This window comes from Ferrimonas aestuarii, from assembly GCF_005116665.1.
Taxonomy (GTDB): Bacteria; Pseudomonadota; Gammaproteobacteria; order Enterobacterales; family Shewanellaceae; genus Ferrimonas; species Ferrimonas aestuarii.
Map to the genome: position 1 here is coordinate 90,291 of NZ_SWCJ01000004.1, position 17,722 is coordinate 108,012.

The 17,722-nt window shown below is 49.1% G+C and carries 13 protein-coding genes; 8 read left to right on the forward strand and 5 right to left on the reverse strand.

What is annotated here, in order from left to right; translation table 11 throughout:
• Positions 1-42 precede the first annotated feature (42 nt).
• A complete protein-coding gene (locus tag FCL42_RS07370; RefSeq protein ID WP_136862759.1) occupies positions 43-1,635 on the reverse strand; it encodes a hypothetical protein in 1,593 nt (530 codons plus the stop codon).
• Positions 1,636-1,831: 196 nt separating this feature from the next.
• Positions 1,832-2,374, reverse strand: a complete 543-nt coding sequence (locus FCL42_RS07375) for a CAP domain-containing protein (protein WP_136862760.1) — start codon at positions 2,372-2,374, stop codon at positions 1,832-1,834.
• A gap of 147 nt (positions 2,375-2,521) precedes the next feature.
• Between FCL42_RS07375 and FCL42_RS07380 the strand changes: the two genes are divergently transcribed.
• The 8 genes from FCL42_RS07380 to FCL42_RS07415 all read left to right on the forward strand — a co-directional run bounded on the left by FCL42_RS07380 (position 2,522) and on the right by FCL42_RS07415 (position 12,790).
• Entirely contained in the window at positions 2,522-3,523 is a 1,002-nt protein-coding gene (locus FCL42_RS07380) for an RluA family pseudouridine synthase (protein WP_169308322.1), read from the forward strand.
• A 336-nt stretch (positions 3,524-3,859) separates the two neighbouring features.
• Positions 3,860-5,221: an ammonia-forming cytochrome c nitrite reductase subunit c552 gene (locus FCL42_RS07385; RefSeq protein ID WP_136862762.1), complete on the forward strand. Its 1,362-nt coding sequence runs from the start codon at positions 3,860-3,862 to the stop codon at positions 5,219-5,221.
• Positions 5,222-5,454: 233 nt separating this feature from the next.
• Positions 5,455-6,462 (forward strand): hypothetical protein, encoded by a 1,008-nt coding sequence (locus FCL42_RS07390; RefSeq protein ID WP_136862763.1) that lies wholly within the window; start codon positions 5,455-5,457, stop codon positions 6,460-6,462.
• A gap of 397 nt (positions 6,463-6,859) precedes the next feature.
• Entirely contained in the window at positions 6,860-8,362 is a 1,503-nt protein-coding gene (locus FCL42_RS07395; RefSeq protein ID WP_136862764.1) for a flavocytochrome c, read from the forward strand.
• Between the two features lie 12 nt (positions 8,363-8,374).
• The gene (locus tag FCL42_RS07400) at positions 8,375-8,740 is read left to right on the forward strand and encodes a cytochrome c3 family protein (RefSeq protein ID WP_136862765.1); all 366 of its coding nucleotides are present in this window, start codon (positions 8,375-8,377) and stop codon (positions 8,738-8,740) included.
• Between the two features lie 65 nt (positions 8,741-8,805).
• Positions 8,806-9,540: a cupin domain-containing protein gene (locus FCL42_RS07405; protein ID WP_136862766.1), complete on the forward strand. Its 735-nt coding sequence runs from the start codon at positions 8,806-8,808 to the stop codon at positions 9,538-9,540.
• Between the two features lie 55 nt (positions 9,541-9,595).
• Entirely contained in the window at positions 9,596-10,729 is a 1,134-nt protein-coding gene (locus FCL42_RS07410; protein WP_136863036.1) for a hypothetical protein, read from the forward strand.
• Positions 10,730-11,014: 285 nt separating this feature from the next.
• Complete coding sequence (locus FCL42_RS07415) at positions 11,015-12,790, forward strand: polysaccharide deacetylase family protein (protein WP_136862767.1); 1,776 nt, start codon at positions 11,015-11,017, stop codon at positions 12,788-12,790.
• Between the two features lie 97 nt (positions 12,791-12,887).
• Here FCL42_RS07415 and FCL42_RS07420 read toward each other — a convergent pair whose 3' ends face one another.
• The 3 genes from FCL42_RS07420 to FCL42_RS07430 all read right to left on the reverse strand — a co-directional run bounded on the left by FCL42_RS07420 (position 12,888) and on the right by FCL42_RS07430 (position 17,597).
• Positions 12,888-13,640: a TetR/AcrR family transcriptional regulator gene (locus tag FCL42_RS07420; protein WP_169308324.1), complete on the reverse strand. Its 753-nt coding sequence runs from the start codon at positions 13,638-13,640 to the stop codon at positions 12,888-12,890.
• Positions 13,641-13,836: 196 nt separating this feature from the next.
• A complete protein-coding gene (locus FCL42_RS07425; protein ID WP_136862769.1) occupies positions 13,837-15,411 on the reverse strand; it encodes a methyl-accepting chemotaxis protein in 1,575 nt (524 codons plus the stop codon).
• Between the two features lie 611 nt (positions 15,412-16,022).
• Positions 16,023-17,597 carry a methyl-accepting chemotaxis protein gene (locus FCL42_RS07430; RefSeq protein WP_136862770.1) on the reverse strand — a complete coding sequence of 525 codons (1,575 nt, stop codon included), beginning with the start codon at positions 17,595-17,597 and terminating at the stop codon, positions 16,023-16,025.
• Between the last annotated feature and the right edge of the window lie 125 nt (positions 17,598-17,722).

A 17,722-nucleotide genomic window follows, 5' to 3' on the forward strand; every position in this document is an offset into this window, starting at 1 on the left:
ATAAGCCTCTGTTGCTTGTTAAGGGTTCGGGTTATTCGTTGACTAGGCTGCCAATGACTTCAGGTACCCGCCCTCCATCTCTTTGAGAATATTATCCAACTTAGCCTTACTTAAGGCTGCCTCTTCCAATACTTCCATTGGCGTATTCGAGAACGTCAGCACAGACATAATAAGCTCAACCTCAAGGTTCACGTTCCCCTTGTCGGCTAGCGGCTCGATCTGGCTACGTAAATGGTCTCGAGTCATTTGATCTGACGCTTCACCGTAGGCCTGCAGCAGATAGTCCAGAGCGATTGATTCCGAACGCATGGCCAGTATTTTGTCTAACTTTCGTTGGCTGACTTTGTCTCTCACATCGACTTTATCGGTATTTTTCTTATTCTCAGCAACGATCTTCTTGCTGACTTGCAACACATCGCCTTCGGGGTCGTTAAGCATAGAAATATAAAGGCCACTTTTCAGTCTCATCATGTAGGTGTAGCTTTCGACATAATCCTCGAACAAAAACTTGAGCTCTCTGGCACTGGAAAACGAATGGTCGCTGCCTGCAATAATGCGACCAATATCCAAGAAGCTTTTCCACAGCCCACTGAGATCATCATGAATTTTGGTAACACTACGCTTAAAATCAGCTAACGAGCCATTTTTATAATTAGAGAGTTCTTCCTTCTGTTCAACATACCAATTTTTTAATTTTTTCGCCGCTTGAATATCCAATATAAATGCTGTTATTAAAAAGGCCGACCCGACGAACACCAATGGCGTTGCCGCCCCCAATACGGTTACACCTATGCCGACCCCGTAAAATGCATTACTCACATGACGTAAGGTCTTACTGTACTTATTTAGCTCAAACCCTGGTATTTGACGACTCATGTGTGACGACGCATCAACAATGCACTTGCTAAAATTAGAAAATGCATCATTTATCTCCCTTAAATTTGCGAGTAGATGATGACTTTCAGTGATCACATTTAAACAATGCTTCAAATCATTATCTATCCCATAGGCCAAGCTAACACAGCTGTCGTAGCGTTCTTTATTACCTGGATACCATGTCGAACCTGCACCTCGCGACATCCCCTCAAGCGTATTGATGGTGTCCTTACGAAATTTATCACGATATACGTCAACATCTTTCTTTTGTTGCTCAAGTGCGTCGATTCTGGCGTTAATAATATCTGCAGAAAAATAATTCTGAGCTTCTTGCATTGTCGGAATAAATACCGCACTGTACCAATTAAAAGCAGTAACATTCTTTTTACTGGCAAAAGGTATTTCGATATAAGACTGGGACTCTTTATCAAAAATATTAATTACAAAAAAACTGGCATCGTCGTCTCGTTGGTGATTAAAGAGTCTAATATGTTCTTCATCTTCCTCATCATAATTAATTACATAAACTTTTTCGTTGTATTTAACAAGCTCAAACCACTCTTTAAATGTGTATTTGTAAACCTTTTCAAATAAGGTTTCTCTAAATGCCCCATGTTCAACTTTTATTTCAATGTTTCGGCTAAACTCTTCTTTATCAGAGTCGTATACCACCGTAAACGTTGTCGAAAACCAATCGCCATTTTCTTTAACCACTGGCAGTTCATGCTTAAATCGAATCGCTTTTCTTTGAATACCCATTTGAAGTCCCTATCATTATATGTTGATAAACGCTAGCTAGGTATAGTTCATCGTTCATTCTCCATGTAGGTAGATTGATACAGCCAGAGTGTGAGACAACGGCTTGCTTAACCCCCAGTCATTCCCCTTTAATCTCATTATTCTGGCGAGCACTATCAAGACCACATGCTCGGTAACTATTGGGATATACGCCGTATTACTGCCTCTTTGACTGCGGCGTCGCAAACACCTGTACCCAGTAATAACGGTAGTCTGACTCGCTGCCCACCACGCAGGCAAAACCGGTTTGCTGGTAATCAGGACTCATCAGATTGGCACAATGCTCATCGCTGGCCAGCCACTCTTTAACCGCCACCTCCACCTTTGGCTGACCTGCCGCAATATTCTCTCCAACCCACTGCCACGGATAACCGTAACTGCTGACCCGAAACCCCACATCACGACCATCTCGACCGGTATGACTCAGAAAGTTGTAGGACGCCATGTCGTACGCGTGCAGTGCCGCAGCGAAACTGAGACGGCTGTCGAGGCTTAATGCAGGAACAGCGGGTAGCTGCTGGTCACCACAACGCATCCCTTGGGTGCGGTGATGGTTCACCAACGCCAACAAGCGGCTGATGTCCGCTTCACAAGGCAAATAGCTGATCTGATCTTGTTGGCTCGCCGTGCTGGAAGCCTGTGCCAATAGGGGGATGAATGCCATGGCCACCGCCCCAAGCAAGCCCTTCTGTTTTCCCATGTTTGCCTAGCAGTCCTTAATCTCTATTCATTCAGTGTAGGTGGTCGCAATTCAGTTCGACAAAACTCGCTAGTTAGAGATCGGCATTTGGTCTCGCCTTAGGATTTCGCTACACTCAATCTGCCCATGCCGAGAAGACACTCCGGCATGCCTTCTCAACCTCTTTGCTCTAAGGCCACTGTGCACCTAACCACTCCTCCTCTCAGTCACCAGTTCAGCCATCACGTTGCCCACGGGCAATCGGGAAAGTCTGCTGAATGGGTTATCCGTTCGCTGTTTCCCTACCTAGATGCACTTATCTGGCAGGACTTTGTTATCGCCAATACGGTGGTCATCGATGGCAAGGTCAGTGACCTATCTGAAGTGGTTGAAACTGGACAGCGGCTGGATTTTAGCATCGAAAACTATCAAGAAGATGAAGTAGATAGCAACTGGAAACTGCTGTGGGAAGGGCAAGAGATCATCGCGGTTCATAAGCCGCCTACATTGCCAGTTAGTCGAACCACCCGCAACGTCTACAACAACTTAGTGCAACTGGTGCGCCGACAAAGTCCTTGGGGCGATGCCCACCTATTACATCGATTGGACCTGGACACCTCAGGCATTGTGCTGATGGCCAAAACCGGTGAGTTCGCCAGTAAATGGCAACCTCAGCTCAGACAACTTATGGAACAGAAGGTGTACCACGCCATCGTCCATGGCAGCCCCAATTGGCAAACCCGAGAGCTTTTGTGTGACCTCAATACCCGAAGCGACAGCCTGATTCGCTGCCAAATGCACATCTGCCTGCCCGGTGAGAAAGGCAAGTTCAGCCACACCCGATTCAAGGTACTTAAGCGAAGCGAGAACTTCAGCCTAATAAAGTGTCAGCTTATCACCGGCCGCAAGCATCAGATTCGCGCCCACTTAGCGCACCTGGATCACCCCATCGTGGGGGATAAGATCTACTCCAATAATGGCGACTATTACCTAAAGCGCCTGCAAGATGCGGTTACCGAGGCCGACAAAACCCAACTGGGCAGTGACCATCATCTGCTGTTGGCCCAGCAAGTGACACTGCGCCTAGATGCACAACAAACCGTCACCATCAGCACCCCACATCGCTCCAAATCCTGGCAAACACTGTGGCAGCAGCAGTTCAAAAGTTAACCCGCAAACCTCTCACCTCGAGTTGCCGGCATTGGCTATGAAATCTTGATCTCATCCAGAGCCAATTTGCCGAACTCGGTCACAAATTGAGCCAGATTTGTCGGCTTCAGTATTTCTGAAACTGTAACAAACCAAAATATAAAACCTACAAATCAATCCCTTAAGCCAAGAAATACCCATTAGTGAGTAGAGGCCATTTAGCAAAAAACTTCACTAACGGTGTGGGTATTTTAGAACCCCAATCCAGTTCCATTCCAATACCCCCAAAGGGGTATGTAGGGGAATTTTTATTCACCCTAATATCATCACAAATAACTACATACATCGGAGATGATCATGAAGCGTACTCAACAGTTTGCTTTATCCGTAGCCATCGCTGCCTTGTGCGGCACAGCAGTTGCTAAAAACAGCCCAGAAGACTACAGCAACCCAACTTGGAAGGAAAAATACCCTGAGCAGTATGCCTCTTGGGCCAGCACTTCTGAATCCACCGACAAAGGCGATATTCTGGCCGACAACCCCAATGCAGTGATCCTGTTTGGTGGTTACGGCTTTGCCAAAGACTACAACAAACCTCGCGGCCACCAGTTTGCCATCACCGACCTGACTCGCAGCCTGCGTACCGGCGGCCCAATGGACAACAGCCAAGGTCCAATGGCAGCAAGCTGCTGGGGTTGTAAGACTCCAGACATGATCCGTATGTACGACGAAGTGGGCGAAGCAACCTTCTCTGACAAGAAGTGGGGCGCTTGGGGTCACGAAATGTCTAACTCCATCGGCTGTGCAGACTGTCACGATGCCGAAACTGGCAAGCCAACTCCTGCTCGCCCATTCGCCATGCGCGCCTTTGTTGCAGCGGGTGAGAAGTTCGAAGATCAGGAAGAGAACATTCAAGCGGCCATGACCTGTGCTCAGTGCCACGTGGAGTACTACTTCGACGGCACCGACCACAAGAAAGTGAAGTTCCCATGGGACGGCGGTCAGAACCCTGATGCAATGCTGGCGTACTACGACGCACTGAACTTCAAAGATTGGACTCACAAGATCTCCAAGGCTCCAATGCTGAAAGCTCAGCACCCTGAGTGGGAAACCTGGAAGCCTAGCGTTCACGCTGAGATGGACGTGACTTGTATCGATTGTCACATGCCAGAAGTAGAAGCCAACGGCAAAACCTTTACTCGCCACAACGTGGGCAATGCCATCGGCAACTTCGATGTAACTTGCTCCGGTTGTCACGACAGCAAAGCCGAGCTGATTGAAACCCTGCACGACAACAAAGTTGCCGTGAAGGAAGCTCAAAGTGCTGCGGAAGCGGTAATCACCAAAGCCCACTTCGACGCTGGCGAAGCCTGGAAAGCCGGTGCAACCGACGCGGAAATGAAAGCGGCTCTGTACGACATTCGTCACGCTCAGTGGCGTTGGGACTACGCCATTGCGTCTCACGGTATCCACGCTCACAACCCAAGCCTGGCAATTGAGCAACTGGAACTGGCGAAGAAGACCGGCGAACAGGCTCGCGCTAAGCTGAAAACCATCCTAGCCAAGCACGGTGTGTCTAAGGTGACCTACCCAGACTACTCCACCAAAGCCAAAGCTCAGGTACTGGTTGGCCTAGACAAAGCCAAGCTGGACGCTCAGAAGAAGAAGTTCCTAGAGGAACGTGTTCAGAAAGAGTGGCCAAACAAAGTTGAGTACTAATACTCATTAGGCAGCTTTCCCACGGTTTCCGTTTCGGCGGAAACCGTTCTCTCCTACTCTCTCATCGCCGGAAGGCTGCCCTCTCCTCTTCCTAAGTCTTTTCAATCATAACCTCCCCCTCTCCGATAGACACAAAGAGAAAAAAATTTCTCTCGCCACCCATCACATAACCACCGTTGCATCATCGTTATGATGGCCGCCCTGTACCACTAACGATGAATAAGATTTCGACTATGTTGCGTCCAATACTCCTGTGCGCCAGCCTATGTGCCAGCACATCAGCTTTGGCTGGAGCCGCTAACCCTTCTGCCGCAGAGCAGGCTGCCATTCTCGCCCCCAGCCTATTTGGCGACATTCAGGTTCAGGCTCTGATGCAGGAGCACTCAATGTCTGAATTCGACGCAAAGGAGGCCAATCTCGGCCTAAAAGGCGGTGGCCAGTTGCCCCACTTCTATCTGGGCTACAACTTAATGGCGCAGTACTCCAATAATTTGGACGACATCGAAGTGCGTAACGCCTACGCCTTCTTAACCGCCGCCCCCGGTACCCTATTTGTGGGTAAAAGTGACTCAGGCTCCTACCAAGACGTATACAGCCATGTGGACATTCACCCGAACCTCAATGCCCACGGCACCGGCAAGCAAGCGCCTTTGCACGAGCAGGGGAAATGGGCCGACAATACCCTAGGCTACGCCAGCCCTTGGTGGCACTCCGGTGCAGGCGATCTGCAACTGAAAACCTCGGTAACGCCGATGGAAAGCAAGTCTGGCAATCATGGCGACGTGTGGATGGGGCGCATCAACTACCGCTACGACAACATCGAAGCGGTACTCAACTACCTAAACATGGCGGGCGACATTGGCGATCAAGACGAAACCTACCATCGAACGGCCATGACCCTTCGCGGCCAATTTGACGCAGTAAAGCTGGTGGCATTGGCTGAGTTGACCAACAACAGCTTCAGCCATGCTCAGAACACCTATGTGGCCTCCGCCAGCTACCAACAAGACCGGTGGCTGTGGGGCATCAGTCATCAATACAAAACCTTTGAAGATGAGCAGCGCTTCCCAGCATTAGGGCTGACCATCGCCTCAGTCAGGTACCAATACTGGCAAGACCTCAGCTTCTATGTTGAGGGCGCGGTCTACTCCGATGATCCAGCCGACTACGTCGACTTTAGCCAAGATCGCTTCGCTCACGCGGGCAACAGCCTCGCCTTAGGAATGCTGTTTAGCTTCTAGGTTCAACCGAGTTCATTCATCATCAAGTCAAAGGTGCCCCAGTGGCACCTTTTTTGATTCCCGTCACCACTCTCGTTGCGATACCCACTCCAATTCGAGTTGAATAACCTCCACCTTGGTTACCATAAAGAAACTTTTTCTCGATATGGCACTGCCAACTGGATCAAAAATCGACGTTTTTCGTCCTGATAGCGCCATCAAACTCCTTAATTAGTTGCGAAACGCTTCACAACTTCTGTGCATTTTGCTCTCCGGTTTTTCAAAACTGGTGGAAAATCCGCTCGGATTTTTGCCTCGGAGAAAAAAGTTTCTCTCTCAGTCAATCACGGTTTCCTTGTCAGGGCATCAGTAACCTTGTCAGCAATCAACAACCCCTGACATTCATAAGGTAAAGCCAATGTCTAGCAGACGTTCTTTCCTCAAACTCTCGGCCTCAGTGGCCGCCGGCGGTCTCACCGCCATGCCCGCTTTTGCAGCGTGCAACGACACCACCTCCTGGGATGAAGAGGTAGACGTTATTGTCATCGGTTCCGGTTTCGCTGGCTTGTCTGCGGCGTACAACGCCCACAAGAACGGCCTAGGTAAGGTACTGGTTCTGGAAAAAATGCAGGTTATTGGCGGCAACTCCGCCATTAACGGTGGCTGGTTTGCGGTGCCTAAAAACCCAATTCAGCTGGCCCAAGGCATTCACGACGACAGCCCGGCAGAGCTGGTGAAAGACCAGATCATCTCCGGCCGTGGCATGGCTAACGTAGAGGCCCTAACCCAGATCGCTGAACACGCTCTGGATGCCTACCACCAGTGCATCGACACCGGCGTAGAGTTCCGTGAAGGCTTCAACATTCAAGTTGGCGGTCACAATAAGGCTCGCGCCATTCGCACCAAGCACGGCGTTGGCGGTGACATCACCACCAAGCTGTATGAAGCCGGTGTGAAAATGGGCATCGAATACCGCCTGCAGAACTACGTGGAACAGTTCGTCATGGACGGCCAAGAGATCCAGGGCTTGGTGGTTCGTCACGGCTATCGCTTCCCAGATCAAAAAACCGGTAGCCTGCGCCGCATTAAAGCCCGCAAAGGCGTTGTGCTGGCCAGTGGTGGCTTTACCCGCAACATGGAGCTGCGCGCAGCGGTGGACCCATCTCTGGATCCAACTCTGGATGGCACCAACCACAAAGGTGCCACCGGCGAAGTGATGCTGGAAGCGATGGCCCATGGTGCCCTGCCGGTTCACCTGAACATGATCCAAACCGGTCACTGGGGCTCCCCAGATGAGGGTGGCTTCGGCTGGTCGAATGCCCTGCTGTCCATCGGTTGGCACCAAGGCATCTCAGTCAGCGTACTGAGCGGCAAGCGCTATATGGACGAACGAGCGGACCGTCTGACCTGCTCCACCGCCATTATGAAGAATCGCTACCAAGATGGCTCTCCGGCCTACCCTATCGTGTTCTTCAACCATGCCCCTTACGCCAAAGACGAGCGCGTTACTCGCGCCCTACGGGACAAGATGGCTTGGAAAGTGGACTCTCTGGAGGGGATTGCCAAGCAGTTCAACCTGCCATTGGCCGAACTGAAAAACACCGTTGCGCGCTACAACAAACACGTTGAAGCCCGTCAGGATCCGGATTTCGGACGCAAGATGGACACCGCAGAAGTGCTCACCGGCCCATTTGTGGTCTCGCGCATCTGGCCAAAAGTCCATTACTGCATGGGTGGTTTGAAGACCGATCTGGATGGCCGCGTTGTCGATGGCCGCACCATGAAACCGATCCGCAAGATGTATGCCGCGGGCGAAGTTACCGGTGGCGTACACGGCCACGCTCGCTTGAGCTCCACCTCCTGCCTTGAGTGTCTGGTAAACGGCATCATCGTAGGCAAAACCCTCGTTGCTGACGCCTAAGGAGACCCAGAGATGAAAGCACAACTTGTTGGCCTGGCTCTGGCCCTAATGAGCGCCCAGTTTGCCCACGCCGGTGATCTGGTTCCAATTAAAGGCAACATCGAAGGGCGCACCAATCACCAGTTCCTATACGAGGACGGCTGTAAAGGCTGCCACTCAGGCTCTGCTCGCAAATTGGTAGACGACAGCGCCTGTGTTGAGTGTCACGGCGACATCAACAGCATCGAAATTACCACTGAGTTGGTGTTGGAAGAGGCAAACCCTCATAACAGCATCCACTACAACAAAGGTGCCAGCTGCCTAGCCTGTCACAGTGAGCATGAAAAAAGTGCCCCACTATGCACCGACTGCCACCGCACTTGGTTTAACGAACGCTAATAACAGATCGGCGGCTGCAAGGCCGCCAACCCAAAATACTAATCACACTCATCTGGAGATGAACGATGAAAAAACTTGCTATTGCTCTTAGCTTAATCTGCTCTGGTTCTGCTTTGGCCGATGCTCACATGGAGATCGCCCAGCGCCCTTACCAACAGCCGACCGCTATCCCATACGACAGCACCCCATTCTCCCCTCAGACCACCATGCCTGAACAGTGTGCCGATCCGATGGTAGAGAAATACATCGCTGACTGGGAAGCGGGTAAAATCGACTTCGAAACCATTCAAGCCAATGACTCCATCGCCAAAGATCAGCGCTACTGCAAAACCTTAGACGACAACGGCAACATCTCTGAAGTTAAAGACTGTGACCGTACTAAGTCTCCTGTGGGCTACATCTGGAAAGAGCTGTCTGATTCCCCAATGGTTATCGGCATCACCGACGGCGGTAAGTCTGACCACGAACCCCACTTCCATGGCCAACCTGAGTGTTACTACGCCGTATCCGGTCGTGCTCGCACCTTATCCGATGGCCAGTACAAGTGGATGGAAAAAGGCATGTACTTCTACATTCCAGGTAACACCATCCACAACACCCCAATCACCGAAGAGGAAGGGTTTGGCGTGATGTACTGGTATCCAAAGAACGCTCACTTCGATGGCTTCAAATACTACTGGCGTAAAGACGTGAAGAACCTGCGCGTAGCTGAAGAAGCGTTTGATCGCGTTGACGCACTGCGTAAAGCGGCAATGGATCTGGGCCCATACGGCACCAACCAAGACAAATTCGCCAAATAAGCAGCACCGAATATCTGGGGGCCGAAGCTGATTGGCTCCCCCTGAAAAAATAATGATGATTGATATGACTAAAACAACTCTACTGGCCGCTGCCATTGCAGCTGCCCTATGCGGTACCGCTCACGCTCAACAACAAGAAGACGGCATCAATGTTGGCGGTGCAGTGCGCGTAAACTACGGCCTGAAATTCTACGATGACGCCTCCAAAGACAAAGGCGGCGACTTCGATTTCGACATGGCGGCCATCAAGTTCTCAGGCAAGCAGGGCGATTTTGGTTTGGCGATGGAGTATCGCTTCACCAAGAGCACCGATTACATCAAGTACGGCTACGGCTACTACGACTACAACGATGAAACTCAAGTTCAACTGGGTATCACCAAGGTGCCTTTCGGTAACCGTGAGTTCATCTCCAACAGCTGGTGGTTCGGTCTGCCTTACTACCTCGGCTTCGAAGATGATTACGATACCGGCATCAAGCTGACCAAAGATGACGGCAAATGGCACACCGACGTGGCGTTCTTCAAAGCGGCAGAGTACGGTCCATCTGAGAACAAGCGTTACTCTACCGACATCTACACCGGCACCATCAACGGCACCGAGTACTACAATGAAGAGACCAACCAGCTGAACTTCCGTCAGACCTACACCACGGATTTCGCTGGCGGCAAAACCACCATGGGTGGCTCGCTGCAATGGGGCCAAATCTACAACAGCAAAACCGGTAAAAACGGTGACCGCTATGCGGTAGCCGCGCACCTGGACAGCAGCTTCAATGGCTGGAACATCCAGTTGCAAGCGATGCAGTACGAATACGATGCAGAAAACCAAGCTGGCGTAGACAACAACAAGATCGGTATGTCAGTAGTGAGCTGGCAGTACGAGATTGCGGCCAAAGGTCAGGCGTACAACTTCAACATCGCCAAGACCATCCCAACCTCTTGGGGTAGCGTGAAGGTGTACAACGACTTCGGCATCATGACCCCAGACACCGATGACGACAGCTTCAACAACAGCTACCAAAACGTAACCGGTGCCGCCTTCTCTGCAGGTCCGGTATACATCATGGCGGACTTCGTTATGGGTAAAAACATGACCTTCTCTACCGAGAAAAACGATCACGTTGGCCTAGATGAAGTGGGCAGTGGCTGGGATCAGCGCATCAACATCAACTTCGGCTACTACTTCTAAGCCGCAACAAACCTTGATTCTTATTTGTTCCTGACGATACTGGCCTCCCTCTGGGAGGCCTTTTTTAATAATTAAAAATAAGCTTAGTCACAATAAATAGGACCAATCAATATAGTAATCACATTCAATCGTTTATTCTGCTGACCTGCATCTCACTTCTATAAAAACAAAACTAACATCTATGGGTTTCCGCATATAAATCAATAGTATAGCCAATCACAATAATGATGGCGGCTTTTTGATAATAGATGTCAAAGCTAAAGACAACAAAACGGAGACAATGAGATGAAAAACCAAAACATCTCAGCAACATTCTTTTTACTTAGCCTGCTAACTGGATGTGGTGGAAGTAGTGGTAGTGATCAAGAAAGTACAAAAGTAAATTACTGCAGCGTCATTGATTTCAACGAAATACCTACAGGCAGGATTGCGAAAGCAACAATATCAAATAATAACACCTTCTTGGTTTTAAAAAATAATGAACATGAACTTTATGATGTTAATAATCAGAAAAAAGTTCGGTGCGATTCATTAATTGAAAGTATTGAGCCCAATAAAAATGATGGAGTTTTCGTTTTTACAAACGATCGATTCTTCCAATATCACGACGGCAGCTTCAGTTCATATAAAAAATATGAAAGGTATTCAATATCTAATGGGGAAGTAATTTTTTCAGAAAATGAAAAACTTAATATATTTGATGGAAATGAAACTATTAGCTTTGGCGTAGGGAATCCAGTCGAAGGTGCTCACAATCAATATTTGAGTTGGAAAACTGATAACAAAGAACTCCAGATAACTAATAAAAATGGTGAGACATTTAATTTTGAAACACCTTACGAATCAATTGAGAGTGTATCAATCCCAACTATTAATGACTCTCAATTAGTAATAAATAAAGAAATATCAAATATTCGATATATCCCATCATCCAAATCCTTTATTGATAACAACTATGAGAAAGATTATCAAATTACTGATCTAATTTTCACACCGTCAGGCTACCTTAGTGAAGATGGAACGCTTTACAACATTGGCCTTCAAGAAATAAAAGTTGTAGATAAAGTTTCAGTATCCTCTCTCGAATTTATATCATCAAATAAAAATGGAGATATATTATTCTTAGAGGGTGACAGTTACTTTCTCAGAAGCAAAAACGGTGAGATCTATAAGCTAGATAACTATAATTTTAATCTCCAGTCAAAACTAGAAGATCTATCCTCAACGATCAGAAAGTTTCCCTACCCATATACATCAGCAATTTCATTGACTGATGATACTGGCTGCATCGATTGTGATTCTGAGTACAGGAACAGGAATTATTTAGAAAACTATGGGATTGGTATTGACTACGAAATAGTAACCTATGATTTCGATAGGAAACCATCTAAAGTCGAAGTGTTGCTAAACGATGTAATAGGGCATGGCCATAGCTTCTATGGGCATGGACATCAACATATCAACCATGACAGTCTCAGCTACGAAGACGCTTTAGCATCATTTAAAACATCAAAAGCGTCACTGGAAAGCTACGGATTAACCCCAGTTGCTTACGCTTATCCAGGCGGAAAAGGAATTGAGAAAGAAACACAACTAGCTCTACAAAAAAGTGGATTTTATTCTGGGCGTAGTTTCAATATGAGAGATTATCCCTACAACGATCTTTTCTTATATAAGTCAAAATCCGAATTTGATCACCCTTGGTTGCTACCAATTATTAGATTCGAAAATCAATCCTCCACTGGTTGCAATACTTGCGTGGATACTGATGAAGAGCTAATAAAATATACGAAGCAAAATAGAGAGTATGAATCCTGGATGATCTTTGTATTCCACTCAATTGGGTGGAAAGAAGGCTGGGGCTACACAGAACGAAAATTCTTTGAACATACTATTGATCATTTAGTATCTGAAGGAGATATTTGGGTGGCATCAATGAACGAAGTAACCAAACAAATCTACCAACATAAATATACAACTTTTTACAAGAGGGGCGAACAAAAGTTTATTGATGACGGTCTATTTGATAAAGTTTTTGACCGTACTTTAGAGTTTAATTAATACCCGTTATTTGTTAATACCTTAGCAATAGCCACCAAACAAAAAGCCCCGTGATTCGTCACAGGGCTTTCCATTATCTGCTTAGCGTCAGCTCGCTCTATTCCAGCGTTTGCGCATGGGTCTTCTGGCAGCGCTCACAACTGTTAAAGTTGTCTCGATTCTGGCTGTAATACATGTGCACGCGCATGCCGATGCGCTCAAAATCCGCCAACTTTAAGGTTTCCCGCCAGCGATAGGGCATGAACACCTTTTTCAGTTGCTTAAACAAAGTGATGCGTTTCTCCTGCAGGTAGTTCTTATCAATAAGACCGCTTTCAAAGGCACTGAGCGCACCACTAAGATAGAAGGTGATCGCTTGTGATAACTCCAGCACCTCCTCTTCTGAGGCATCCAGCTCACCCGCCTCCACCGCTTGCTGCACGTAGCCGGTTACCCAGTGCCAATATTGGTTAATGCGCTTTTTGAACACCAAATTCTTCTCTGGGCTGGCCAGTTTCCACACCATGCTATTCACCGCCACCTGGCGCACTAGATTGAAGCTTGGAGAAAAATAGGTGGCCTCAAAGGTAAAGATGATAGGAATCAGCACCTTTTCCATGGCCGTCATGTTGGGATGCAAGCGTTCAAAATCCGCAAACTGGTTGGCAGTGGCATTGCGAAGAAAACAGCACACCAACAGATCCTCTTTACTCTCAAACAACTTATAAAACGAGTTGTTGGACAGCCCGGAATCTGACACCACCTGAGACACTTTGAATGACACAATGCCCTGATTTGAAATCAGGTTTTCGGCGGCGTCCAACAGCTTTTGACAACGCTGTTGCTGCGCCGCAGTAACTGGACAATGCACAACGGCTACCTTACTAATAAAATGATTAATGAGATTATACGGGAATCCAGAGCCAGCAACCGTTTCAGGGCCATTTCAACCGAGGTTTCAGGGGCTTTTTTTCATTATTGCGGCGTGGGTCTAATATCCCTCAAGTTTGTATTCAGACACACAAAAACGGCGGCTCTGTGGCCGCCGTGTGATTTTGAGTTCCAGCTCAATACTCTCGTTGAACGCTCTGTTTCCAAAACTGACGCGACAGATGGTGAGTCTTATTCGACAGACGCAGCATCTGCTCACTGCGATCTTTGGCGTGCTCTGTTTGCACTAGGCTCTCTTGCGCCAGTTCGCTGATGACCTGAATCGACTTACTGATGTCGGTTGCCACCGTGCTCTGTTGCGCCATCGCCGCCGCGTTTTGTTCTGTCATGGAGCTGATCTTATTGATTGAGGCGCGCAGCTGCTCGAACGCGGCATCGGCCTCTTCTGCCAACTCAACCGAGGTCTTGGCTTGATCCTGTCCGGCCACCATCGCTTGAGTCGCACGAACTGTACTCTCTTGGAACTTGGCCACAATGGTCTCAATCTGAGCCGTTGACTCACTGGTGCGGCTGGACAGCTGACGCACTTCATCGGCCACCACCGCAAAACCTCGGCCAGACTCTCCGGCTCGAGCGGCTTCAATGGCGGCATTTAACGCCAACAGGTTGGTCTGCTCAGCAATACCACGAATCACCCCAAGCACCTCACCAATAGACTGGCTGTCCTGTTCAATGGAGTGCACCACATCGGAGAAGTGTCCCACTTCGGTACTGAGCTTGTTGATGGCATCGATCACCGTCACCAATCGCTCATGACCTAGCTCTGCGACCGTGTGGCTGGCATCCACTTCGGCAGCGGCCTGCTGAGTGTTTTCATTCACTTCATTGAAGCTGGCCGTCATCTCTTCCATCGCCGTTGCCGCTTGGCTGGTCTGTTGACTCTGGCTGTCTGCCCGAGTCCGAGTTTCGTTGATGGTCTCAGTCAGACTGCCGCTCTCCGAGCTGATGGAACCGGCGGAATCGGCCATGCGGCCCACCACGCCTCCGGTTTCTGTCACCAGATAATGGATGGCCATATCCAATTTGCCGATCTCATCACGGCGGCCGGTATAGATACCTTGAGCGATGGGATCGTCAATGATGGTAGTGGCAATACCAACCACGTTACGAAACGGGGCCATCAACTGGTAGATCCCTAGGCCACCAACCACTGCCGCAATCAGTCCAGCAAGCCAAGGGTTGTAGCTCGCCCCCAGCGCGGTAATCCCTGCCAACAACATAACAAACAGAATCAACCGACCAGCAAACCCCAACTTAGCGGGTTTTAGCACCCCAGGGACCTTGCCTTGATTGAGCTGCTGGTACACCGACTCAGCACTGGCAACCTGATTTGGAGTCGGCTTGCGGCGTACCGATTGCATCTCGACCGGTTGGCCATTCTCGAACACCGGTGCCACGTAGGCGTTGACCCAATAGTGGTCACCACTCTTACTGCGGTTTTTCACGATGCCCATCCACGGCTTACCCTGTTTAAGTCGAGTCCACATCGATTCGAACGCGGCTTCAGGCATATCTGGGTGACGCACAATATTATGAGGACTGCCGATCAGCTCCTCATAGGAAAACTCAGCAACGTCAACGAAGGTGTCGTTGGCGTACTTAATGTTTCCATGAAGATCCGTGGTAGAGAGTAGGATGCATTCATTGCTGAGCGGCTTCTCTTTCTGAGTAACCGGTTGGTTTACGCGCATAATTGATCTGCTATTTTTTTGTTCGATTTGGCGGTAGCTGCCGCTCTTATATCAAAAACCACCTCAGGGCTGGGGAGCAATGTGAGCTTTTGTGAACTGGATTACCTAACCACCTGATAAAGTTCACATTTTAATAGGACTATTCACACAAGATTTTCAATCGCCAGCGAAATGATAATGGAATTCATGACCATTCCCTTGGTTAGACAAGCGGGCAGTTGGCCGCTTAGATAGGCAGAGACAACGCAATAACGCTGCAGATTTACGCCTCATTTCACCTCATCATCATGCTCGTTTCGTCTCTGTCCGGCGCATGTTCGTTTCGACGGAAAAAACAAAAACGGCGGCCCGATGGCCGCCGCTTGAAGAGGAGCTTACCTTAGGGTCTGTTGACCTTTTGAGCTCATTTTTGTGCCACAAATTGGCCTTTTAGATCTGAATCTAGCCACTGGTGGCCGTTCGGATCGCAAACAATGGGTTTCTGGGTGCCCTAAGGGGGCCTGACTAACGGCTTCTACGATTTCAACGTAGAACCACTATGCATCAATCGTTTTCCTTGATCAAAAGCCGTTATCCTAGACCAAATTTTCATCACCAAAGATAAACAGACCCTAGTACTCTCTTTGCACGCTTTGTTTCCAAAACTGTTCAGAAAGATGATGGGTTTTATTCGACAGGCGCAGCATCTGCTCACTGCGATCTTTGGCGTGCTCTGTTTGCACTAGGCTCTCTTGCGCCAGTTCGCTGATGACCTGAATCGACTTACTGATGTCCGTCGCCACCGTACTCTGCTGAGCCATCGCCGCCGCATTTTGCTCAGTCATAGAGCTGATCTTATTGATTGAGGCGCGCAGCTGCTCAAAGGCGGCATCGGCCTCTTCTGCCAACTCCACCGAGGTCTTCGCTTGTTCTTGGCCCGCCACCATCGCTTGAGTCGCACGAACCGTGCTCTCTTGGAACTTGGCCACAATGGTCTCAATCTGAGCCGTTGACTCACTGGTGCGGCTGGACAGCTGACGCACTTCATCGGCCACCACCGCAAAACCTCGGCCAGACTCTCCGGCTCGAGCGGCTTCAATGGCGGCGTTTAGCGCCAGCAGGTTGGTCTGCTCGGCGATACCACGAATCACCCCAAGCACTTCACCAATAGACTGGCTGTCCTGCTCAATGGAGCGCACCACATCAGAGAAGTGCCCCACTTCGGTGCTGAGCTTGTTGATGGCATCGATTACCGTTACCAATCGCTCATGACCCAACTCTGCGACTGTGTGGCTGGCATCCACTTCCGCAGCCGCCTGCTGGGTGTTTTCATTGACCTCATTAAAGCTGGCCGTCATCTCTTCCATCGCCGTTGCCGCCTGGCTGGTTTGCTGGCTCTGGCTGTCGGCCCGGGTACGAGTTTCATTGATGGTATCGGTCAAACTGCCGCTTTCGGAGCTGATGGAGCCGGCAGAATCGGCCATGCGCCCCACCACACCACCGGTTTCTGTCACCAGATAATGAATGGCAAGATCCAGCTTACCGATCTCATCCCGGCGTCCGGCATAGATACCTTGAGCGATGGGGTCATCAATAATGCTGGTGGCGGTCTCCACTAACTTCCTAAATGGCGCCATGATCAGGTAGGCACCCAGACCGCCCAAGACCGCGGTCACCACACCGGCGATCACAGGATGATAAGTTGCCGCTGCAGCCGCAACCCCGGCAATTAGCATCGTGAACAGAATGAGTCGGCCCACAAAGCCCAATTTAGCCGGTTTAAGAACCGCTGGGGTTTTCCCCTGATTAAGCTGCTGATACACCGCCTCGGCGCTGGCAACTTGGTTTGCCGTTGGTTTACGGCGAACCGATTGCATCTCATGAGGCTGACCATTTTCAAATACTGGTGCGACGTAGGCATTTACCCAGTAGTGATCGCCTCCCTTAGCGCGGTTCTTAACGATGCCCATCCACGGCTTACCCTGTTTCAGCCGAGTCCACATCGACTCAAATGCCGCCGGCGGCATATCAGGATGACGAACGATATTATGAGGCTGGCCTCTTAGCTCCTCATATGAGTACTCACCAACATCGATAAAGGTGTCGTTGGCGTACTTGATATTACCTTGTAGGTCCGTAGTAGAGAGTAGGATGCATTCATTGCTCAGAGGCTTCTCTACTTGGGTAACCGGTTGGTTTACACGCATAATTTATCTGTTCATTTTTTAGTAAGCGGCCATTCTGACAAACCGATAGCAAATCGATTTTGATTCACATCAAAGTTAAACTCAGTTTATTTCTGTTAGCTTTTTATTCGATTTATCAATAGTTA

Coding starts and splice junctions, on each gene's coding strand:
- FCL42_RS07370 (WP_136862759.1), bottom strand. CDS start 1,635: ATGGGTATTCAAAGAAAAGCGATTCGATTTAAGCATGAACTGCCAGTG.
- FCL42_RS07375 (WP_136862760.1), bottom strand. CDS start 2,374: ATGGGAAAACAGAAGGGCTTGCTTGGGGCGGTGGCCATGGCATTCATC.
- FCL42_RS07380 (WP_169308322.1), top strand. CDS start 2,522: ATGCCTTCTCAACCTCTTTGCTCTAAGGCCACTGTGCACCTAACCACT.
- FCL42_RS07385 (WP_136862762.1), top strand. CDS start 3,860: ATGAAGCGTACTCAACAGTTTGCTTTATCCGTAGCCATCGCTGCCTTG.
- FCL42_RS07390 (WP_136862763.1), top strand. CDS start 5,455: ATGTTGCGTCCAATACTCCTGTGCGCCAGCCTATGTGCCAGCACATCA.
- FCL42_RS07395 (WP_136862764.1), top strand. CDS start 6,860: ATGTCTAGCAGACGTTCTTTCCTCAAACTCTCGGCCTCAGTGGCCGCC.
- FCL42_RS07400 (WP_136862765.1), top strand. CDS start 8,375: ATGAAAGCACAACTTGTTGGCCTGGCTCTGGCCCTAATGAGCGCCCAG.
- FCL42_RS07405 (WP_136862766.1), top strand. CDS start 8,806: ATGAAAAAACTTGCTATTGCTCTTAGCTTAATCTGCTCTGGTTCTGCT.
- FCL42_RS07410 (WP_136863036.1), top strand. CDS start 9,596: ATGATTGATATGACTAAAACAACTCTACTGGCCGCTGCCATTGCAGCT.
- FCL42_RS07415 (WP_136862767.1), top strand. CDS start 11,015: ATGAAAAACCAAAACATCTCAGCAACATTCTTTTTACTTAGCCTGCTA.
- FCL42_RS07425 (WP_136862769.1), bottom strand. CDS start 15,411: ATGCGCGTAAACCAACCGGTTACTCAGAAAGAGAAGCCGCTCAGCAAT.
- FCL42_RS07430 (WP_136862770.1), bottom strand. CDS start 17,597: ATGCGTGTAAACCAACCGGTTACCCAAGTAGAGAAGCCTCTGAGCAAT.